This is a genomic window from Dapis brunnea BLCC-M229 (genome assembly GCF_050015995.1).
GTDB lineage: Bacteria > Cyanobacteriota > Cyanobacteriia > Cyanobacteriales > Microcoleaceae > Trichodesmium.
The window spans coordinates 60,370-80,820 of sequence record NZ_JBNHEP010000095.1 but is presented as its reverse complement, the minus strand read 5'-3'; the positions used below and the strand labels follow the sequence as shown (position 1 = coordinate 80,820).

14 protein-coding genes and 1 pseudogene are annotated in these 20,451 nt (G+C 39.2%); 13 read left to right on the top strand and 2 right to left on the bottom strand.

Features of this window, described 5'->3' with window-relative positions; genetic code table 11:
• The first annotated feature begins 122 nt into the window (after positions 1-122).
• Entirely contained in the window at positions 123-1,655 is a 1,533-nt protein-coding gene (locus ACP6PM_RS11400; protein ID WP_426584666.1) for a calcium-binding protein, read from the top strand.
• 578 nt (positions 1,656-2,233) lie between these two features.
• Positions 2,234-2,656, top strand: a complete 423-nt coding sequence (locus ACP6PM_RS11395; protein ID WP_426584664.1) for a CAAD domain-containing protein — start codon at positions 2,234-2,236, stop codon at positions 2,654-2,656.
• 560 nt (positions 2,657-3,216) lie between these two features.
• Here the strand turns inward: ACP6PM_RS11395 and aroA are convergent.
• Positions 3,217-4,563 (bottom strand): 3-phosphoshikimate 1-carboxyvinyltransferase, encoded by a 1,347-nt coding sequence (aroA, locus tag ACP6PM_RS11390; protein ID WP_426584662.1) that lies wholly within the window; start codon positions 4,561-4,563, stop codon positions 3,217-3,219.
• A gap of 1,764 nt (positions 4,564-6,327) precedes the next feature.
• Between aroA and ACP6PM_RS11385 the strand changes: the two genes are divergently transcribed.
• From ACP6PM_RS11385 to ACP6PM_RS11355, 7 genes and pseudogenes are all read left to right on the top strand, one after another.
• Positions 6,328-6,816 (top strand): hypothetical protein, encoded by a 489-nt coding sequence (locus ACP6PM_RS11385; protein WP_426584660.1) that lies wholly within the window; start codon positions 6,328-6,330, stop codon positions 6,814-6,816.
• A 131-nt stretch (positions 6,817-6,947) separates the two neighbouring features.
• A pseudogene (locus tag ACP6PM_RS11380) lies at positions 6,948-7,130 on the top strand (zinc ribbon domain-containing protein); the annotation flags it as partial.
• Positions 7,131-7,176: 46 nt separating this feature from the next.
• The gene (locus tag ACP6PM_RS11375; protein ID WP_426584674.1) at positions 7,177-7,485 is read left to right on the top strand and encodes a zinc ribbon domain-containing protein; all 309 of its coding nucleotides are present in this window, start codon (positions 7,177-7,179) and stop codon (positions 7,483-7,485) included.
• A 511-nt stretch (positions 7,486-7,996) separates the two neighbouring features.
• Positions 7,997-8,299 (top strand): hypothetical protein, encoded by a 303-nt coding sequence (locus ACP6PM_RS11370; protein ID WP_426584658.1) that lies wholly within the window; start codon positions 7,997-7,999, stop codon positions 8,297-8,299.
• A 314-nt stretch (positions 8,300-8,613) separates the two neighbouring features.
• Positions 8,614-9,888 carry a hypothetical protein gene (locus tag ACP6PM_RS11365; protein ID WP_426584656.1) on the top strand — a complete coding sequence of 425 codons (1,275 nt, stop codon included), beginning with the start codon at positions 8,614-8,616 and terminating at the stop codon, positions 9,886-9,888.
• Positions 9,889-10,112: 224 nt separating this feature from the next.
• Positions 10,113-10,319 (top strand): hypothetical protein, encoded by a 207-nt coding sequence (locus tag ACP6PM_RS11360; protein ID WP_426584655.1) that lies wholly within the window; start codon positions 10,113-10,115, stop codon positions 10,317-10,319.
• 866 nt (positions 10,320-11,185) lie between these two features.
• On the top strand, positions 11,186-12,355 hold the full coding sequence (locus tag ACP6PM_RS11355) for an MFS transporter (RefSeq protein ID WP_426584653.1): 1,170 nt from the start codon (positions 11,186-11,188) through the stop codon (positions 12,353-12,355).
• 1,623 nt (positions 12,356-13,978) lie between these two features.
• On the opposite strand, the gene ACP6PM_RS11350 is transcribed toward ACP6PM_RS11355, so the two are convergent.
• Entirely contained in the window at positions 13,979-14,443 is a 465-nt protein-coding gene (locus ACP6PM_RS11350; protein WP_426584651.1) for a hypothetical protein, read from the bottom strand.
• 657 nt (positions 14,444-15,100) lie between these two features.
• On the opposite strand from ACP6PM_RS11350, the gene ACP6PM_RS11345 reads away from it, so the two are divergent.
• The 4 genes from ACP6PM_RS11345 to ACP6PM_RS11330 all read left to right on the top strand — a co-directional run bounded on the left by ACP6PM_RS11345 (position 15,101) and on the right by ACP6PM_RS11330 (position 20,145).
• Positions 15,101-15,853 carry a hypothetical protein gene (locus ACP6PM_RS11345; RefSeq protein ID WP_426584649.1) on the top strand — a complete coding sequence of 251 codons (753 nt, stop codon included), beginning with the start codon at positions 15,101-15,103 and terminating at the stop codon, positions 15,851-15,853.
• Between the two features lie 47 nt (positions 15,854-15,900).
• Entirely contained in the window at positions 15,901-16,200 is a 300-nt protein-coding gene (locus tag ACP6PM_RS11340; RefSeq protein WP_426584647.1) for a putative quinol monooxygenase, read from the top strand.
• Between the two features lie 166 nt (positions 16,201-16,366).
• Positions 16,367-17,140 carry a response regulator transcription factor gene (locus ACP6PM_RS11335; RefSeq protein ID WP_426584672.1) on the top strand — a complete coding sequence of 258 codons (774 nt, stop codon included), beginning with the start codon at positions 16,367-16,369 and terminating at the stop codon, positions 17,138-17,140.
• A 728-nt stretch (positions 17,141-17,868) separates the two neighbouring features.
• Positions 17,869-20,145, top strand: a complete 2,277-nt coding sequence (locus tag ACP6PM_RS11330) for a protein-arginine deiminase domain-containing protein (RefSeq protein ID WP_426584645.1) — start codon at positions 17,869-17,871, stop codon at positions 20,143-20,145.
• Positions 20,146-20,451: the final 306 nt, after the last annotated feature.

The window sequence follows — 20,451 nt, the reverse complement described above, 5'->3', positions numbered from 1 at the left end:
ATCAAGTTTTCGTTTGAGTTTTTTTCTAACCTAAGTTATTTCCCAACAACTCTATTAGTGACTTCTTATTCACAGCTATTCCATTCTTGACGCCTCTGAAAAAGACAAAAGAAATCGTACCAATGCTGTTTGATGTAGCCAAAACCACCTCAAATAACGTTACAGCCGCAGTTGAAAAAGGCGCAAATGCTCCTGAAACTGGTTCTGCCACTATTACAGACTTCAACCCTAACGAGGATGTCATATTTATTCCTCTACCATCGGATGGTGATATCTACATTGATGAAAATAGCAGTGGTACAAATCTATTCAAGGTTTTTCAGGATACAGACAAAACTGATGTGATTGCAACTGTTCAACTATCTAATGACTTTAATAATCTTGAAGGTTACTCAAACGGCAAACTTCAGTCAAGCTGGTTTGATATTCTTGAACGCAACGCATTAATTCTTGATTCTAGTGATGCCAAAGATTACAAAAGTAATACACTACTGGATATTGAACAATCAGATATCGAAAACCTAGGAACAAACAAATTTCTAGTTCTGGGAGCCTATTCCGGACTTGATATCAAGGGTAGCAATAATGCTGACTATTCCTATGGAACCCAATTTGGTGATGTTCTCTATGGCTATGAAGAGTCAGCATTAGCAAATACAGCTGGTAATGATGTGATGTATGGATTTGAGGGCGACGATCAGTTTTTGGGGGGACAAGGTAACGACCGTATTTATGGTGGTGATGGTTCTGATACAGCGAACTATACGGACTCTACATCAGGTATCAATATTAACTTAGAGAATGGGGAGAACAATGATGATGGCTTTGGTACAAAAGACACGTTAAACAGCATTGAGAATATTTTCGGTAGTAAGCATAATGATACTATCACAGGAGACGATAACGATAACGTTTTAGCTTCTGCACAAGGGAACGATATTCTGACTGGCAATAGTGGTGATGATACTTTTATCCTCTCTAGTGGAGACAATACAATCACAGATTTCAATCCTGCTGAAGATAAGATTCAGATTGATATTCAAGACTATTATGATGCCTCTAATAATCAGGTACGTTTTGATGTTAGTCACTCTAATGATACTCTGACTATTTCTGTATCCGCATCCGATCAGGACATTATCCTGGAGCATATTGCTAGTTCTGAAGTTGGAGATGTCTTAAAAAAGATTGAGTTTATTGGAACAGAAGAACTTCAGGGTACAGGATCTAAAGATATTCTCATCGGAAATGATTGCAATAACGATATTGATGCTGGTCATGGTAATGATTATGTCTATGGCGGTGGAGGCAATGATACGCTCCACGGTAAGAAAGGTCAGGACGTCCTGATAGGAGGAGACGGTAACGATGATCTCCAAGGCTATAAAGACAATGACACCTTGATTGGTGGTGCTGGTAGTGATAAGTTTATTTTCCGTCACGCTGCACGCACTTCTGGAATTGACACAATTCTCGACTTTAGTGATTCTGAAGGGGATTTGATTCGGATCGATAAAAGTCATTATGGTATTAGCGGTCTCGGTGCAGTCAGTTTTGATAACTCAACTAATGAATTGTTGGTTAATAACTCTGTGATCGCCATTCTGGAGAATCAATCTGGCTTTAGTGTTGAGAGTCATGTTTCTCTGTTCTAAATCAAACCTTAGATTAGTTATAGAAAGTTAGTTAATTCAACATTTTTTAATTTCAACTCCTCGACTTGATAGCTGGTGAATCTAGGTGCATCTAACTGTTACATTCATCTGCTTTTTTTAGTAGTTATATCAAGCATGAAAAAAGAATGTTACGAATAATAAGGGGGATAAAAAGACTTTACAGGAGATGTCCCTTTGACTATAAAAATCCCTTAGCTATTTGTAGCAAACATTTATCAAATCAGTATTACTTCAGATCGTGCCCTCAAAATAGGTATTATATCCTACCACAAAGATTCAAGAAAATATTGATAATTATTTTTTATTTAACTAAATTGTAAGTATTCAAGTTGAAGCGATTATTTAAGATTTGTGGAAATTAGTTATTAAGAACTATATATGCCAAATCTATATATTATCATCATTCTTGCAATGTCAGGTTTCCCTGGCTTAGGCTTATGTTTGAAGATAACTTGAGTAGTAAAGTGGGTATGTCCTGTAAAATTCTGGACTATTGACCTAGACAACTTCAATCTTTGTCATAACTAATTTATTAAGTTAAGTAAAGGAGCATTATCATGGAAGAGAAGCAAGATACTAAACAGCAAGTAGGAGTAAACCCTACAGAAGCTGGTTCTTTAGCTAAAGTGCCAAATTCAGAAGAAACATCCGATCAGTTTCAAGATATTAAGAACCAAGTCTTGGAAATATTATCAGAACTACCAGCAATTATTACTGGCTTTTTTGGACAATATCAAAAGCCAATCGTTACTCTGGGTCTAATTTTGGCAGTCATTATTACCCTGAAGGTAATGTTGGCAGTAGTCGAATCATTAAATGATATTCCATTACTAGCTCCAACTTTTGAGTTAATTGGTATTATTTATTCAGGCTGGTTTGTATATCGCTATCTTCTTCGTGCCTCTAATCGCCAGGAGTTATCAGCAGAAATTCAAGCTTGGAAAGATCAACTACTAGGTGATAAGCCATCTGATAGTTAGGCACAGTTGAGCGGGGTTCAACACATAGGCATTGGTTAATTATCAGAAATTAACCAATGCCTAAAATTTGGGTAATATTAAAGTGGTTGGGACTTACACACCTCAAGCAAGAAACCGGGTTTCTGACCCTGATTATTGGCCGATCATGCACAAACTTTTCTCCATAAATCCCTTTTCCACCTAAATTTGGGCAATATTGCAGTGGTATTATCTCAACCTTGGTTGAAGACCCGCGCTCTCCTGCAAGGGAGCGTCCCATAGGAAAACTAATCAACCCAATCGGTTTTTACGAGTTTTGCGCTATTATACATACAATCAGGCTACTCGACTAGCAGTTTCTAGGGGATCCTTGGGATTAGCAACGTACTGTGGAGCAACCTTAAGACCGAAAAGAGGTTTGGCCTTCAACGGTAGGTACTATGTTTCGCTGTGCAACATGAAAAGTGCAGCTCTTCTGCAAGAGGCAACAGAAACCCAAAGCCTCCTGAGGAGAAACTGCGCTATGGTGAGGTTTCGGAATTTCACATTGTCGCACAAGCGCAACGTCGGGAGGATGTCAATTAAGTACAGATTTGTTGTAGAGTCTTGGCAAAGTTTGGGTAAGAAATACTGGCAGCTTCAGCCTGATGAATGTTAGTAATGCCAGTAGCATTCAATGCAGCGATCGCCAAACTCATAGCTATTCGATGATCCCCATCACTTTCAACATCTGTACCAGTTATAGAAACACCACCAGTAATTTCCAAACCATCAGGTAGCTCAGTAACTTTGGCCCCCAGTTTTTGGAGCTGGGTGGCCATAACTGCCAGGCGATCGCTTTCTTTGACCCGCAACTCAGCAGCATCCCTAATCACAGTCGTCCCTTCAGCAAACATAGCAGCTACGGCCAAAATCGGAATTTCATCAATTAATCTGGGAATAATAGAACCAGAAATTTCGCAAGGTTTCAATGGACTGTAACGTACCCGTAAATCTGCTACAGGTTCTCCTGCAACAATTCGCTGATTTTCCTGTATAATATCAGCCTCCATCATTTCCATAACTTCCAAGATACCTGTACGGGTAGGATTAACACCAACATTTTCAATTACTAATTCTGACCCAGGTACAATAGCTGCTGCGACTAACCAAAAAGCTGCGGAGCTAATATCACCAGGCACAACCACATCTTGGCTTTTAAGTTTAGCTGGACCTGTCACCGTTACACTATTTGTTTCTGGGTCAACTTGAATTTCTGCTCCAAAAGCTTTTAACATTCTTTCACTATGGTCTCGTGACAGAGCAGGTTCAGTTACTGTAGTTTTCCCCTCCGTCATTAAACCAGCAAACAAAATACAAGATTTTACCTGGGCTGAAGCAATGGGAGAGTGATAATGTATTGGTCGTAACTTTTGTCCCTGAATTGCTAGAGGTGCCAAGCTGTTCCCTTTTCTACCCCAAATTTGACCCCCCATTTGTGTGAGTGGCTGAATAACACGGGACATTGGACGTTGCACTAAGGAGCTATCCCCTGTAACAGTAAAGAAATGTTCAGGATGAGATGCCAAAATACCTAACATTAGTCGCATTGTAGTGCCAGAATTACCACAGTCCAAAACACGAGATGCTTCTGTGAGATTACCTACCCCCACACCATAAACTTCTACTAACTCTGCATTGAGCTGGGAAATATTTGCCCCAAGAAGTGAAAAACATCTAGCAGTGCTGCGAGGATCTTCTCCTAGGAGTAAACCTTGAATATTAGTTTGGCCTTGAGCGATCGCTCCTAGCATCAGAGCGCGATGAGAAATTGATTTATCTCCAGGAATTGAAATATTACCTTTGAGACATAGACCTGATTTTGGTCTTTGAATTATTAAAGTTTCCTGACTATTTGTAATTTTTGTACTAACAACAGCAGCTACCATAAAATCAACTATAACTTTGCACAGCGATAATATTATATAGATTGTGGTGAGTTAGTACAGTAGGCAATTTAAAGTTAACTAATCCACTAAATAATACTAATTTGCGAGAAAGGTAGTGAATATTTTTCTCCAACTGGTAACTTTTGAGAAAGGACTTAAAATACTTATTTCTTACAGTCATCTATTCCATAACCGCAGCAGGGAATTAAATCCTAAAAAATATCTTTATCTATTGCAGCTTTGCTTTGGAAAAGAAGACTAAAGCAAAGCTGCCCATTCATGTCGAGTAAGAAAAGAACCATAATGAAATTAGAAGATATTATACACTAAATCAGTCTATTTTTTCTGCTTTCAGCAAAACTTTTTAGCGAACCCTAAAAAGTTTCGTGGTGAGGATAGGTAAGAGGCAACAGTTGATACCAAATCCGGTTTCTCAAGATATTTGATACTATAATTTAAGGTGAAGTTCTCTCCCTAGGCATCTTACACCCTATTTCTTCATCTGGATAAAAAGATACCCTATAAACCAGATTTAGTAGTATAAGACTTGATTCCAAGCTCTATTTAGTTAAAAAATTGAAACAAAAGCAAAAAAAAATGCAACTAAACTCAATACATTTACTCATGTTTTGTAAATAACTATCTATTGTGCCTAAGTATCTATATATGTGGTACGATAAAAATATATAAAAATTCAGGATTTATGGCAAGAGTCAATATCTTGATAAAATTAAGGAGTCAGAAGTTCAGAATAAAATAATTGTCTATTGTCTATAGTCTTTTTTCTGTAACTACTATGTTGATAACTTATAAGCATTCAACCGTCAGGTAGTCTCTTACAGAGGAAATACTTTATCAGCCGTTAGTTATTAAATCACTGTCTCGATCAGAGAAATTAGTATTGAGAGATTGAGCAATAATTAAAAGTATCAATAAAATTTAATAGCATAAGCATTGCTTCTCCTTAATACCAAATTGAAATGAAGCTGCAGGTGAATTAGATTGACATAATAATTACCGTATATTAAAGACGGATAAATTAATGAATTTCATAATTATATGCAACCTCGCATAAAATTCGTAGAAAAAGCACCAGAAATGACCGCTAATAGCTAAATGCTTACGAGAACTTTAATGTCTTCTTTGACAATTGATAATGAATGGTATCTGGCCTTTTTTACACCTTATTTTGTCATTTCAGTTATCCTCTTGCCTCCTCCGGAGGAGCTGCGCTAACGCTAATATTAACAGTTATAAACGAGATAAATATTATGCAAAATTTTACAATAATTATACATCTCAAAAATATCCTAACTATAACAGTATTACAGGCAAGAAAAACTGATGAATAAAAACATCAATGTAGAAACTTTGATGATGAGACTGCAAGAGATGTGGCAGTCACAAAAGTAATAAAAAATAGAAGATTAATCGCAGTAGGAGATGCCTTTGAAGAAACAGCTTTGGTAAATTGTGTATAGAGGGTTAGACAAAGAGGGTTTGTTTGACCTATTTAAGAATAAAAGAAGAATCTCCTGTTAAATTACTTCGTTCGTGTCAATAAGTTTTTGATTTAAGCCACCAGTATCATTTCAGTTAGCTTCCTAACTGAGGTACTGCGTTAACAGTACCGACTGCTGAAACCAGAGGCAAGAAAATCCAAAATTTCCTTTTTTATCCCCTTAAAAAGGGAGGCTTAAGACCTTATTTCTTGCTCAAGAAAATAATAACTATTCAATCAACAATCACAACCAGAGAATATATATGCTAACTTATCAACGCAAACCTGTAAGTCTATCATTAATATCAACAGACTTACCAATTTGGTCTATGGTTGAAACTGCAGCCACTCTTTATCACAAAGACCGAGACCAATTCCATATATTATTGCATGAACCTACCATTAGGGACACAGAAGTATCATCTATAGAGGAATTACCCATATTGCCAAATGTTCCCAAACCAAGACTTTTGTGGCTAGAAGTTTCTCCGTCTCGAGTCATTATGACAATGCAAGGAAATGGCAAATATTGTTACCGCCATGTCTGGGAAAGAGGAGTTTATGGCATCTGTCGTTATTGGCTTCAAGACGATTCATTAAATTTACATTATCAGTTGCGACTGCGTAATTTTACCCGTAACTTATTGGTTCAGGGAAGACCAATTCCAGATTATTTGCGCCTAGAATATGAACTATGGTCCCAACAGTTACGCATGGGACATTATGTACTAGAGCTAGAAATTCATCACTAATTAAGAAGGCGCAAAAAAACCTCAGTATGTAAAAAAAAGTAAAGATTAATGCCAATCAATCAGCAATTTGCTAATATGAACACAGTCGATCGAGTTGTGCAGTTACTAGGGGTAGGGGGAGCCGGTGCGGTCATGTTCAAGATATGCCCTTAAACCTTAGAACTTATGATTGCTCTGAATGTGGTTTATCTATAGATCGCGATCTGAATGCCAGTATTAATTTAAAAAAGCGAGTGTGTAATTCTGAGGAAACCTCAGAATCTAAGACACACTCAAGAGATGGGGTCGGCTTGACCGTGGATGCCTGTGGATGAGTAACCGCCGACGGTCTCAGTTGAAGCAGGAAGTAAACAGTAAAATATCACGCTATGTGATGTTTTATATCGGTTTTATGAAGCACAGCTTGAATATAAAACTCAGTGGTACGGAGCGGAGTTAGTAGTAGACAGATTTTTTCCATCATCAAAGACTTGCAGTAGGTGTGGTGACCTCCAAGATATGCCCTTAAACCTTAGAACTTATGATTGTCCTGAGTGTGGCATATCTATAGATCGCGACTTGAATGCAAGTATTAATTTAAAAAAGCGAGTGTGTAATTCTGAGGTTTCCTCAGAATCTAAGACACACTCAAGAGATGGGGTCGGCTTGACCGTGGATGCCTGTGGATGAGTAACCGCCGACGGTCTCAGTTGAAGCAGGAAGTAAACAGTAAAATATCACGCTATGTGACGTTTTATATCGGTTTTATGAAGCAGTAGTGGTAATTCGACCTGTGTGTACATTGACAACAACATAGAGTAGAGTATGGGGTTCGATTCAGAACTCCTATTTAAACCCGTGAAAAGGTAAAACTCTATTCAAGAGGTTGAGAAACCCCCGTTATACCAATTACTAAAAGTAATGCTATACTTCAGCTATACTTCAACAGTCAAATAATTACCCAGATTCAAAGTCTGTTTTTGACAATTATTAGTAGGTTAGTATAGATTTATCATACTTTTAACCTCTTCCCACACTTCCCACACTTCCCATACTTCCCCACCCGATCGGGTATAGCATTCTTTTTGAGAAATGGTATTATACCCCTAGCGGTTAACCGTGGGATAACGTCAAATGGCGAAAAACTAAAGACATTACCCCGTAAATAATATAATGCCTAGATTAAGATTGAGGTGAAAAAATGCCAGAAGAAATTCAAATAATGGATCCGGATGGTACTGAAAGTGCAAGCACTGGGTCTGCTGGCCAAGCAGAACAGCCAACTACAGATATGACGATGCGTGCATTAAGTGCTGTGGAAGCCGAGCGGTTGAGTTTGGAGCAGCTTGAAGCGAGAGAAGCTCGGTATGGAACACGGAAACCCATGGGACCGCCCTTAATTGATGAGCCAGAGGGGGCTGGAGAAGAAATGCTGGCTAGAGGAGCAGCGGAGACTGAAGATGTTGAGGCTATGGATCCGATGGAAGTTGAAGGGGGAGAGTAATCTTGCCCGATCCTAACACTGAAATTTAAAAATCTGGGTATTTGGTACCCAAGTGGCGTCCCCAACCCCTAAAAGAATTGTTGGTGGAAAGACTTAGGTAAAATGGTTCGATTGATTTTTGATGAAAAACCTCGAGCTAAGTGAGTTGTGTGATTTTTCAGAGCAATATTTTAGGTGTATTCCCAGTGGGTAAGTTTTTGTATCTTAAATACGACTGCCACTTGAGGATTATTAACCTTTCATGCTTAGACTACTACTTCTGTAGGATTAGCAAAAACTTCTATTCCAATTGTTCTAATCGGAGGTAATAAAAAATGCCACCAGGAGATTTTGTATTTTTTCGAAACATAGGGCTCAACGATCGAGCTACTAGTCTACAAACTTCACAGGTAGGGGAGCCTAGTCTTGCCAACAACGGTCGTCAGATTTATATGACGGGAAACTGGTATGCGACTAAGTCACTAGATAACGGCAGCAGTTGGCAGTACGTCTCCCCGTTTACAACTCTACCAAGTGCTGCAGGAGGCTTTTGTTGCGATCAACTAACTCACTACGATCGCAGCCGTGACTTGCTTTTTTGGTTGTTGCAGTATATCCGAGGCAGCAACAACGAAAACATATTCCGAATTGCCATCAAGAGTGGGCCGACGCTTCAAAACAATTCTTGGTATTGGTACAACTTTTCTCCAAGTGGGGTAACTAGCAGTTGGGCTGGTTTGTGGTTTGACTACCCCGATATGGCGCTAAGTAATAATTACCTGTGGGTAACGTTTAACGTATTTAACAGTAGTAATCTATGGCAACGCGCCGTAGTATTCAAGTTTCCTCTGGATACATTGGCTACTGGGGGGTCTCTAAATTATAGCTACTGGTCAACCACCAATAATGGCTCCCTGCGTCTCACTCAGGGGGCTGGCAACACAATGTACTGGGTCAGCCACAACAATGCTTCCCAAGTTCGTTTATTTAGCTGGCCAGAGAATTCCAACAATATTACTTTTTGGAATATCAACGTCAATACCTGGAGTGGTGGCAGTTATTCTGCTCCAGGTCCTGACGGCAGGAATTGGCTCGGTCGAGCTGATGCGCGGATTACTGGTGCATGGGTAGCAAACAATGTTATCGGAGCTATGTGGACGGCAAATAGTCGTGGTAGTCGTCCCTTTCCTCACATTCGAGTTGTTCGGATTAATGAAATCAGTAAAGCGGTGATTGACCAACCCGATCTTTGGAGTGGAAGTGCTGCATGGGCTTATCCGGCAGCTTGCCCAAATGATCGCGGTCACGTTGGTGCGACGATGTTTTACGGTGGTGGGAGCCAATATTATCCAAGTCATGTGGTATCGCTTTGGGATGACTACTCCAATGGTTGGCAGTCACTATTCACTCGTAAGAGCACCAATGGACCCAACAACGGACGTTGGGGTGACTATATTAATTGTCGGCGTCACTTCCCTGACGGACTGACTTGGATAGCCTCCGGTTTTACCCTTCAAGGGGGAACAGCGGCAAGTAACGTCGATCCTCAGTACGTACATTTTGGACGCAGCCGTGACCAACCTACTGTCAATCGCTTATCTACTATTTAAAATAACTGAGTATCATGCTTCTGGTAAGGTTGTGTTTGATATTTGTTGCTGTAGTGTTTATTGGATGCTGCAATGCTATGAGCGTTTATGACGGTGAGCAGGCAACCCTCAGTGGACAGGTCATTGCAGGTCCTGCTTGTCCCAATCGGATAGACTCATCTGGGTGCGAAGAACAACCAGTGGAATCAGCTATATTGATCGTTCGTGACTCTGAAGGCGAAGAGGTGACTCGAGTCACCTCTGATGCAAATGGTCAGTTCTCCGTTAAACTTCAGCCTGGGCGTTACTATTTGGAGCCTATGCCAGTTCCAGGATTACTGGGGACTCCTGGCGAGATTGAAATCGTTGTTGAGGAGATGTCAATCACTCCAATCAAGATTGAGTACGACACGGGTATCCGCTCCGTAACTCCTCCTCCATTACCAGAATAGAAATTGACATCCTCCCCACGTTGCGCTTGAGCCAGCCGCGGGATTCCCAAACTTCAGGACGCATCAAGCCCTCTGGGATTAACTAAATTAAACTTGTTCTTATGCTCTATTGAACGGTGAAACGGTTTGACATACTCTCCGGCCTAAAGGCGCGGAGATTCTCCTGAAACCAGGATTCTTGGTTCACCGAGTCCACTTAAACTAATTACCTTGCGATACCTAGTCCAGAGATGGTTCTCGGACCAAGCGTTCGCTCTATTGCCTCTTGCCTCCTGCGGAGGAGCTGCGCTAACAGAGGAGCTGCGCTAACAAGAGCCTGTTCCCGTATGTCCTACGGTACAGTTCAAACCTTAAAAAAACTTTGGTTCTCTGGTAATTGTTGCTTAGAGCAATTCCTAAGTACCAGCATTACTGTACACGCACCCCATAACTCTAGTTTTCAAGGTGCCAACGCTACAATTAAGTAACTATAGGTTTTTAGAGCGCTTGAATACCTTTCCGCTTTTTTAAGCATAGCACGAAGTCTCCCTAAAAGGGCTATCCCTGATAAGGAACTCCTGAAAACCTTGTGGGAGGGTGGGGAGAGGGGGAAGAGGGGGAAGAGGGGGGAGTAAGAATCTTGGGGTGCATTTCTCACTTCTTTATGTCTAATTCAATACACAAATCTAAGAAAAAAGCCTTTCAAAAGACTTATACATAAATTCTATTTAATGTCTACGTTTTATGTTAAGAAAGATGTTTATCATGCATAGCTAAAAGGGGGAGGCTTTAAACCCAATTTTTCGGTAAGTGATTCTTAAGAATTCCCCTTCCTTTAGGTCGGGGAGAACGTCAACCAGACAAACTCAATTAATCATATGCGCCAATTGAGGGCAGTTCTTCCTATTACTTTTGCTGATTTTGTTGTTCGCTCTGCTTACCAAATGGGTAAAAGTCCCCTGCTGCCCATTTTTGCTGCATCCTTAGGAGCGAGTGATGTTTCTCTTGGATTCATTGTCTCTGTCTCAACCTGTACTGGGATGATACTTAAGCCTCTGATTGGAGCTTTTTCTGACCTTTTTGGACAAAGGCTTTGGTTATTAGTAGGTACCACTTTTTTTGTGGTGATGCCGTTTGTTTATCAATTTGTTCATACGCCAATTCAACTAGCTGTTGTACGCATAGTCCACGGTCTCGCCACAACTATTTATGGGCCTGTGACTTTAGCTTATATTTCCCAGCAATCGCCAAAATATCTGGCTGAACGCATAGGTTGGTTCAGTATTGCCCGAAGTGGAGGATACATTGTTGGTCCCTTGGTGGCTAGTTGGTTGTTACTGACATTATCTCCAGCGACTGTCTATACTGTTACAGGTTTTTTCAGTATCCTTGCCTTTTTCCCCATTATTGGTTTAACAGAAACTGCTCCAGCAAAGATTAAACCTAGTTGTTCCCTAGCACGACAAGTTTTTGAAACCATATATATTGGTGGACGAACTCCATCTGCTTGGCTAGCTGGTAGCTTGCAATCTATATTGTATGTGGCACTTTACGCTGTTAAAACATTTATGCCTATTTATGCTGTGTCTCAGCAGGTCAATATAGCTGTTGTTGGTGGTCTTTTCGCTATTCAAGAAATAACCCATCTACTGCTCAAACCCTGGGGGGGAAAGATAGGGGATCGGAAAGGGTATGTTTTCCCTGTCTCTTTTGGGCTAGCACTTTTGGGGTTAGCGCTTCCTCTGGTCGCCTCTGCCCAAAACTATGTTTATCTCCTAGCTGCTTTTGTCGTGATGGGGTTGGCACAGGCACTAATTGTCCCCTCAATGACGGCATTGGTAATCAAATGGACGGACAAGAAAAGTGTAGGAGCAACCCTTGGCTTAGTTGGTACTCTAACTAATGCTGGTAAAGTTGCTGGTCCTATTATTGCTGGGGTGCTGATTAATTGGTGGCAATACTCAATTACATTTCAGGTGATAGGTTTTTTTCTCGTGATAGTTGCTTTGGGATTATGGGTCAGCAATCAATTTTGGAATTCTCAAATTGATAATTAGCTAGGGTTTTGTTGCATGAATAGGCGATCGCTCGTTCTAAACCCTTCAACTTCCGCCATGATTAAATGTTTTTTGAAGTGGTCATTATAGTTAGGACTTATATCATGTTCGGTTTAATGTTTAAAACCTCACCCGATCGGGCAGGCTTTAAAAAATTGGTTAATGTAGTTAATGTAGGTTAGGTTGAGTGCGACTCGTTGGGTCAAAGAAGCCAAGACTGCAACATGACCCTTTAACCAAAAGGTTAAAAACTCATAGCCTATGGAGGTTAAATTCCTTCCCTCTCAGCGCTCGGAGTGACTTCATAGCTCAGGTTTAATGGACTAACAACCATTACTCGAGCGTGCATGGGCTAAAAGCGGATAAGCCTTAAGGACTAAGGACGATGCTGCCAGAGAAGTTAGTTAAGGGCGTTGAACATGAATCCTGTCAAACGTTTCCTGCGGAATGCTGCGCAAACGTCAACCTAAATCAGGGTAATTGTCCTTGTATCCCCTGTGAGCAAAATGGTACAGATGATGCCCCTCTAGGTCTTCAACCGCCTAAAGGACAAGAGGAGCAAGTCTCGGACGACTCAGGACACCTAAAGAAATCCGTGAAATGGGTTATGGGAACGAAGTAACCCCTATTGGACTCTCATTAATCGACCGATGAGTAGGGAAAGTTTAACCAATGTCTTATAGGGATAAGGATTCCCTAAGAAGCAACCCTGGAGTAATTTCTAGGATATGCAGACCTGGGGAGGTAGTTAAGGTAGTCGGTAAAACCAGAAACTAACATAGCCGAAAACGCGATATTAGATCTACTTCAAGAGTAGGAGACTCTAAGTGCCAAAACAAACCTCCCGGCAAAGCGCCAAAGGTAATAATATTAGCGTGGCCTGACCCGACTATATATAGGCGATAAAAGGAAGTATGTGAAGCTAACCTCGAAGTAACCTTAGCTATCAGGAGCCGTGTGAGGAGCGAAACTCTCATGCACGGCGCGTGAAGCAGAGGTGAGGGATAGCGATATCCCCATCGACTGTATCGGAACGAAACTGAACATTACCCAACATTCAAGGTTACCCAACATTATTGTTGGGTTGCGTCTCACTTGCCCACCTAGAGGGTGTTCAATAATTGATAATTGATAATGAATAATTGATAATTACCTCTCCCTAAAACGGATTGGATTGACGCGGAGCGTGAAAATTTTTTCTTCTCAAGGGGAGATTGGAGGACAGCGAGGAGACCCGAAGAGTGCAGAGCCGCTCCGCAATTCAAGTCGGCGACAGCCGAAACGCCATCCCATCCTAAGGTCATGCTCCGCTTTCCGACCGCTTGTTTCTCCTTGAAAGGAGAAGCTTTTTACCTTAATTATTCGGTAACCTGCTTATCCGAACATGATATTAGTTATCTTTGAAACTCTAAAACTTATCCAGAATCAGGAAGAGTTTGAATTCTAGAGTAAGTAGGTCGGCGTTCAAAATTCTCTTGATGAAAAGGCAGGAGCCAGAAGGGAAGAGATTTTAGAGCGACTTTACTTTTCGTTAATACTGAAGTTTTTTTGCGCCTTCTTAACTTAGTTATCAAATTAAAGTCCCCCTAGAAGAGGAAAGCTTTAGACCCAAATTTTCAGTAATCAATTATCTTGGCAGTAACTAATAAGCTTTTCTAGCGAGATATCTTGATTGACCGCAACTTTATTTGCCTGTTGGCCAGCTTGGGTAACTTGAGTTTTGGCCTCATTGAATTTTTTTCTACCTTCCAATGAAGCTTCTACTTGTCTGCTAGTTTTCAGACCTAGACTCATATTAATGAAAGCTTGAGAAAGTTCTTTAAAGGTTTGAGAGAAGTCCTGCTGAAATTGCTGCAGATTTTCATCCTTAAATTCTAGAGCTTCTAACTCCTGAGAAATTTTTTCTAACTCTTCTCCAAGTTTATTAGTTGTTGTAGCATCATAAGAAGTCTGAGCATTAACAAGACTATTACCCTTGTTAATAGTAGCAATCAATTGATTACACTGGACAATTTTGCTAGGGCCACAACCAGCGATCGATAAACAAACTAAAATAGTGCCACCAATAATTTTTAATTTACGAAACATAATTTTAACTAAACATTGCGAGAAGTCCTACGCATCTAAGGTAGTAGGCGCTGGGATGAATTATCAATAATGAATGTGCTATGATACAAATGCTTAAAAACCCCACCTAGACTATAGAGTTTTAGTTGTTTGTGAGACTTGAATGCTAGCTTAAATCTAGCTATGGCGGGTAGTTAGTTCGCGTGTGCCTGTGGACTGGATAACGCCGAAGTTGCCAGTGGAATAGGGAATAGAACAGATAATTGTAGATTTCTACAGATTATTGTAGGTTTCTAAGAACAGATACCAGACAGCCTAACAAGGAAGTAGCAGGGAACTGCTCGGCACAGAAACTAGGGAGCCAAAGAATCAAAAAGATTATTGCTGAATCAGTAAGTTAAAGTCAATCTGCCAATAAAATCGGAAAACACTACAATCAAGATATTTTTATCCTGGGTCAGGTGGCTGACTTTATGGGTTCCGCCTTGGACCAGATAAAGGTTGCTAGCAACTAGAAATGGTGTGTAAGGCCAATATTTGCTTTCTAATAGAGGCAATAAGTTAGAGACATGAAGCCCACTGCAAACAGCGTTTGCTGTTGGGTACTTTATAATCGTGCAAAATAGATTTAGGAGGTGAACCTAACAAGCAAAAAAATCTGGCTCAAGAACAGTAAATATGTCCAAAATACCCAAAAACCTTGATACCAACTCTACAAATAATTTTCCCATTGTAATTTCTCTTGGATTGGGATTGCTAATGCTAAGTTTATCCTGGCGCTTATTCCCAATTATCGTTATTGGTTCGGGACTAACCTGGACCTTGAGGCGTTATCAGGAACAACGGAAACACCAACAAGATTGCTTGAATGCTCTATTCTATAAGTTAATTCAGGACAATCAGGGACATATTACAGCTTTAGACTTGGCCATGAACTCTCAACTATCAGGAAAAGTTGTCCAAAAGTTTCTTGATGAAAGAGCCAAAGAATTTGGTGCCGAGTTAGAAATTACAGAGCAAGGTGGTTTATTATACTATTTTCCGACTGCTGTGTCTCTAGTTGCTGGTCAAACAAATCAGGAAGTTGAAGTAGCTACGGATAAAATTTTAGGGTATAATAGTCAGTTATTCTCAGAAGAAATTATTGAGAAAGTTTCAAGTCCTTGGACTCCACCACAGCATTCCCAGGTAAATTGTAGTCTCAAATTTGAGCCTGAAAATAATCAGTTTGAGGCTGCAAATAAAGCAGTTTCTCTGTTTCTGACTCAGAAAGAATTAGCAACTAGACTAAATGTTCATGCCAGCACTATTAGTAAACGGAAAACAAAACCTGATTTTAGTCAGTGGAGTAGTCAAAAAGATCCAGAATCAATTCCATGGAAATACTTAAAAGAGCAGGGACGATTTTTACCTATAGCCTCAAAATCATAAAATATCCTCTAAATTATTTAGTTGTTGATTCTAGAATCCAATCAATTATGTCCTTAGATACTATTAGAGTAGTAGCTCGTGTGGTCGCCTTACCGGATAAAGTAGAAGCAGTTAAGTCAATTTTAACTAGCATAGTATTACCTACTCGTCAAGAAAAAGGTTGTATTAAATACGAATTATTACAAAATAATGCCGATCCCAGGGATTTTACTTTTGTTGAGGAATGGGAGAGTGAAAGTCTATTACAAAAACATTTGGCCTCAAGTCATATTGAAGCAGCATCATTAGAACTGAAGAACTTAGTGACAGTCCCAACAGATATTCGTCGTTATCATTTAATGGCTTGACAATAAAATAAATTCGTGTTAGAGAGAAGTAGCACAATTAAAAGCAAATAAGAGTAATGTTTTGAAAAAAGATTGTAACATTTAACGAAAAAAGATGGGAAAAAACTTAAAAATCTTAATTAAACATTACAATAAGAAAAAAATCGTAGGTTAAGTGTAGCAAATGATGCCCCGAATACTCGTCATTGATGATGATCCTGCGATCGCAGAACTCGTTGCCGTAAACTTAGAAATGGCTGGCTATGAAGTTAGTCAAGCAGAAGATGGTATAAAAGGGCAAGCCCTAGCTTTGCAACTATTACCAGACCTGATAGTGTTAGATTTAATGCTACCAAAGGTAGATGGGTTTACAGTATGTCAACGTCTGCGTCGTGATGAACGAACAGCGGATATTCCTGTACTGATGTTAACTGCTTTAGGTCAAACCCAAAATAAAGTAGAAGGCTTCAATGCTGGTGCAGATGATTATCTAACAAAGCCCTTTGAGGTTGAAGAACTGCTGGCACGAGTGCGTGCTTTACTGCGACGCACAGATAGAATTCCACAAGCAGCTAAACATAGTGAAATACTCAGCTATGGCCCTCTGACCCTGGTTCCCGAAAGATTTGAGGCTATTTGGTTCGAGCAAACAGTGAAACTAACTCATTTAGAATTTGAGTTACTCCATTGTTTGTTACAACGCCATGGCCAGACAGTATCTCCTAGTGAAATTCTTAAGGAAGTCTGGGGTTACGATCCAGACGATGATATTGAGACAATCCGAGTCCATATTAGACATCTGAGAACGAAGATGGAACCAGATCCTCGTCATCCTCGGTATATTAAAACTGTATATGGTGCTGGTTATTGCTTAGAGTTACCTAGTAATGGGTCCAGTGCTAATAATGTGGAAACAGCTAATTGGGCGAAACCAAATCAGGATTGGGTTAGAGAGCCTTAAAATAATTTCCGGTTGAAAAATTCTAATTAGGTAGATCAAACTGAGCTAAAGATATTTTTTTAAATATCCTACAAAACTTCTAATTACGATTGCTCAACCGGAAATATAAAGCAATTACTAAATAATTTATAATTAAAGTTTAAAGTCGTATTAAATTCTGCAGCTAATACCATTTCTTAAAGATGAAAACTAAATATAGTATTCATCCCATCTTCACTATTTATCCATCTAAGGATATATAGCAAAAATGCCTGAGAATTAATTTATTAAAGATGATATTTAAAGAAGCGGTCAAGTCAATTGCCGCCTCGCAATTGAACAAGTTAACCTCCTGGGAAAAGTATATTTTTAGCCGACGCAATCTCCGCGGTAATAACTGGGGAAACCAATATAATTCTTTCTCACCCACCCTAGCAATATACCTCTCCGGAAAAGAGGGAGTAGGGAGTAGGGGCGATTGGCGAATCGCCCGTACGGGAGTAGGAGGAAAGAATTAATGATTTTTGCGTATGGGATTGATTTGATTTTTAATTATCACCAGATGTCTAATGAGATTATGTAGATAGCAGACCAGCTCTTTTAATATTTAATTTATGAATTAGTTCTGAGATTTAGTATAAGATTATCTGACTTTTGACTTTTGACTTTTGACTTCCGTGAAATGGCATGAGTTGGCAGAAATCAGGTAAAATTCAAAGTATATATCGAGGATGTATACTATGGGTTGGATGCGATACGTTAAAATAGGTCTAGTCAATACTGTTGGGGCATTAGTAGGAATTATTTGGATACCTATTGTGCCTCAAGCAGTAGCACAACCTTCACTTCCTGAGCAAGCAAACTCAGAATTTTCTGTGCTAGAAACTATCAAATCGATAAACAACAATATAAAAATTCCCAAAAAAGTAAGTTCACTACCAGAACTTTACCAGATTAGAGACCAACTAAAAGTAGAACTGGATAAAGTCTCTAAAATGCCAAACCTCCAAGAAGTAAGAGAACCTTGGCAATACCAATTCCAAGTACGACAATATGAAAAAAACCTGAAAAACTTCCGCAGTATAGAAGCAAAAATTATTAAAGAAGAAAAAGCTGCCCAAAGTTGGAAGCAAGCACTGAGCATAGCAACTAATGCGGTAGCAAAAGGAAAAAAAACACAGGCAAATTATCAAACTTGGCAAGAAGCAGAAAATCTTTGGTTAGATGCAATTGAGAGTTTGCGTCAAATACCTCAAGATTCATTGATGACAGATCGAGCGATCGAAAAAATGATAGAATACCAGGGGTATTTAGCAGTTGCTTGTTATGAAAAAGTAATAGCAGCAAGAGCGTGGACAGAAAATACAGAAAACAAGACAAATACCCAAACAACAAATTATCCACTCATTGCATATAGTTTATCTCCTGGTTTCACAATTTATGGTGATACTAACAGAGATGGGGAAGTGGATGAAACTGATAAGTCAGGTAGAGAAAAATGGTCTTTATCAGAAGGTGCGTTGATGTTATTTAATAATGATGATGATAACGGCGATTTAATCCCAGACTGGCGAGATCGGGATGTTAATGGTGAAAGTGATACAGCAGATTTAGCTATTGTTAATATTCAATTGGCAGAAAACTATAGGGATGCTCAAATCTACATTTCTACAGACACAGATGTTACTAACTATATTAATGTATTCCAAAAAACAGAATCTGGATGGCAACCAGTAGACATTTCTGGTACTGAAGCATTAATACCCAAGGCAAAAATAGTATTAGGTGTAGAAGCTAAACAATTTGCCGATCGCAACTGGAAAGGGGTAGTTAATTTGAAAGCGATCGCTGAAAAAAATGGTAGACAAATTGCTTCTGATAGTATTCAAATAGGTGTAGTTCCTTGGTTAATGTCTCCTAATACTGCTCCAGTCAAAGAACTTCACGTTAGCGATCGAGGTTTTGCTAATCAAGAGTTTATTAATAAAATCAGAGAAATTATTGAAAAAACAGGTGCAACAGCCAAAATTAATCCTGGTGGCACTACCTGGATGCAAGACACTAAAGAAATAGGTTATGTGCAGTTTCCCAGTCAAGGTAAAACCCGTAACATGAATGTTGCCCTCAAAGCTAACCGCCCAGGTGAAAACGACCAATATTCTCGCAGTCTTCTCAAAGAGAATTTTGGCTGGTTTGAAGTCGGTAAACCCAGACAACTTGACCCTCTAAATAGGTGGGCAGATGCTTATGGAAATCTAGAAGTGACGCCACCTTTGCCAGGATATCCTATGGGAAGAGTTTATTATGGTAAAGCAGGGGAAGTAGGCATGAATCCTGATATTATTGATTTCATTAAAGCACAAAAAATTCAGGGTCCGCCAGTGGATATTGATACTTCTTGGTTAATGATTCGTCATGTAGATGAAATTATAAGTTTTATTCCTAGTAAATTTGGCAAACCTTTAATATTAATTGTGAGTCCAGAAGCGGGGGTAAAATTATTAGAAGAATTAAATCAACAAGGCTATGGTCAAGCTGCGATAAATCGTGGTTTAAGCACTCAAACAACAGTGCGGGCAGCTTTGAAAAATCCTAAGTTAATTCAGCATAATCTCTATTTACAAAGGGAAAAATTAAATCCATTAATTGAGAAATTAAAACAGGAATTTAATCTCAGTGATGACCAGATAATTCAAGTGCCAGCTATGTTTGGATATAGCGGTTATTCTTGGTGGCCGAATATGGTTAATTCGGTGGTAATTAATGGGGAATTATTGGTTTCTAATCCTGGAGGAGCATTAATTAATGGGAGAGATTATACTCAGGAAAAATTCCGTAGGTTGATGGCTGATTCTAGTTTAAATATTAATTTTATGGACGATCAATATTATCAAGAATTGAGAGGAAGTGTCCATGATGCTACTAATACAACTCGTTTAGGAAAAAATAATCCTTTCTGGGAATCTTTATCTGATAATATATCAGAGTTTAGAGCGCAAAGTTTAGATATGGCAGATATGAGATAATATAACAATTAGTATTCAGGTATTAAGAAGGGTTTGGAGACTAAACCCCTAATAAATTGTCAACTACGATAATTCTTAGTTGACAGTTTTAACTTTATATTTGGATAATATTATGTCTAGATAAATACTAACTATAAAGTTATTGTGACTGGAATGGAGTAGAAAGTTTGCTCAGGATTCCGTAAGGAAAGCAATCTCTTATGTTTTGGATATTTATTCTATTTATTTTATTTATTCCTCATGGTAAATATTTAACCGGACATGATATAAGTTCTAATACAGCCAACAATTTAAAACTTGTAGAAA

Bases quoted from the DNA above. Each gene is read 5' to 3' on its own strand.
- ACP6PM_RS11385 (WP_426584660.1), top strand. From the start codon at position 6,328: ATGCTAACTTATCAACGCAAACCTGTAAGTCTATCATTAATATCAACA.
- ACP6PM_RS11370 (WP_426584658.1), top strand. From the start codon at position 7,997: ATGCCAGAAGAAATTCAAATAATGGATCCGGATGGTACTGAAAGTGCA.
- ACP6PM_RS11365 (WP_426584656.1), top strand. From the start codon at position 8,614: ATGCCACCAGGAGATTTTGTATTTTTTCGAAACATAGGGCTCAACGAT.
- ACP6PM_RS11345 (WP_426584649.1), top strand. From the start codon at position 15,101: ATGTCCAAAATACCCAAAAACCTTGATACCAACTCTACAAATAATTTT.
- ACP6PM_RS11335 (WP_426584672.1), top strand. From the start codon at position 16,367: ATGCCCCGAATACTCGTCATTGATGATGATCCTGCGATCGCAGAACTC.
- ACP6PM_RS11400 (WP_426584666.1), top strand. From the start codon at position 123: ATGCTGTTTGATGTAGCCAAAACCACCTCAAATAACGTTACAGCCGCA.
- ACP6PM_RS11350 (WP_426584651.1), bottom strand. From the start codon at position 14,443: ATGTTTCGTAAATTAAAAATTATTGGTGGCACTATTTTAGTTTGTTTA.
- ACP6PM_RS11330 (WP_426584645.1), top strand. From the start codon at position 17,869: ATGCGATACGTTAAAATAGGTCTAGTCAATACTGTTGGGGCATTAGTA.
- aroA (WP_426584662.1), bottom strand. From the start codon at position 4,563: ATGGTAGCTGCTGTTGTTAGTACAAAAATTACAAATAGTCAGGAAACT.
- ACP6PM_RS11340 (WP_426584647.1), top strand. From the start codon at position 15,901: ATGTCCTTAGATACTATTAGAGTAGTAGCTCGTGTGGTCGCCTTACCG.
- ACP6PM_RS11395 (WP_426584664.1), top strand. From the start codon at position 2,234: ATGGAAGAGAAGCAAGATACTAAACAGCAAGTAGGAGTAAACCCTACA.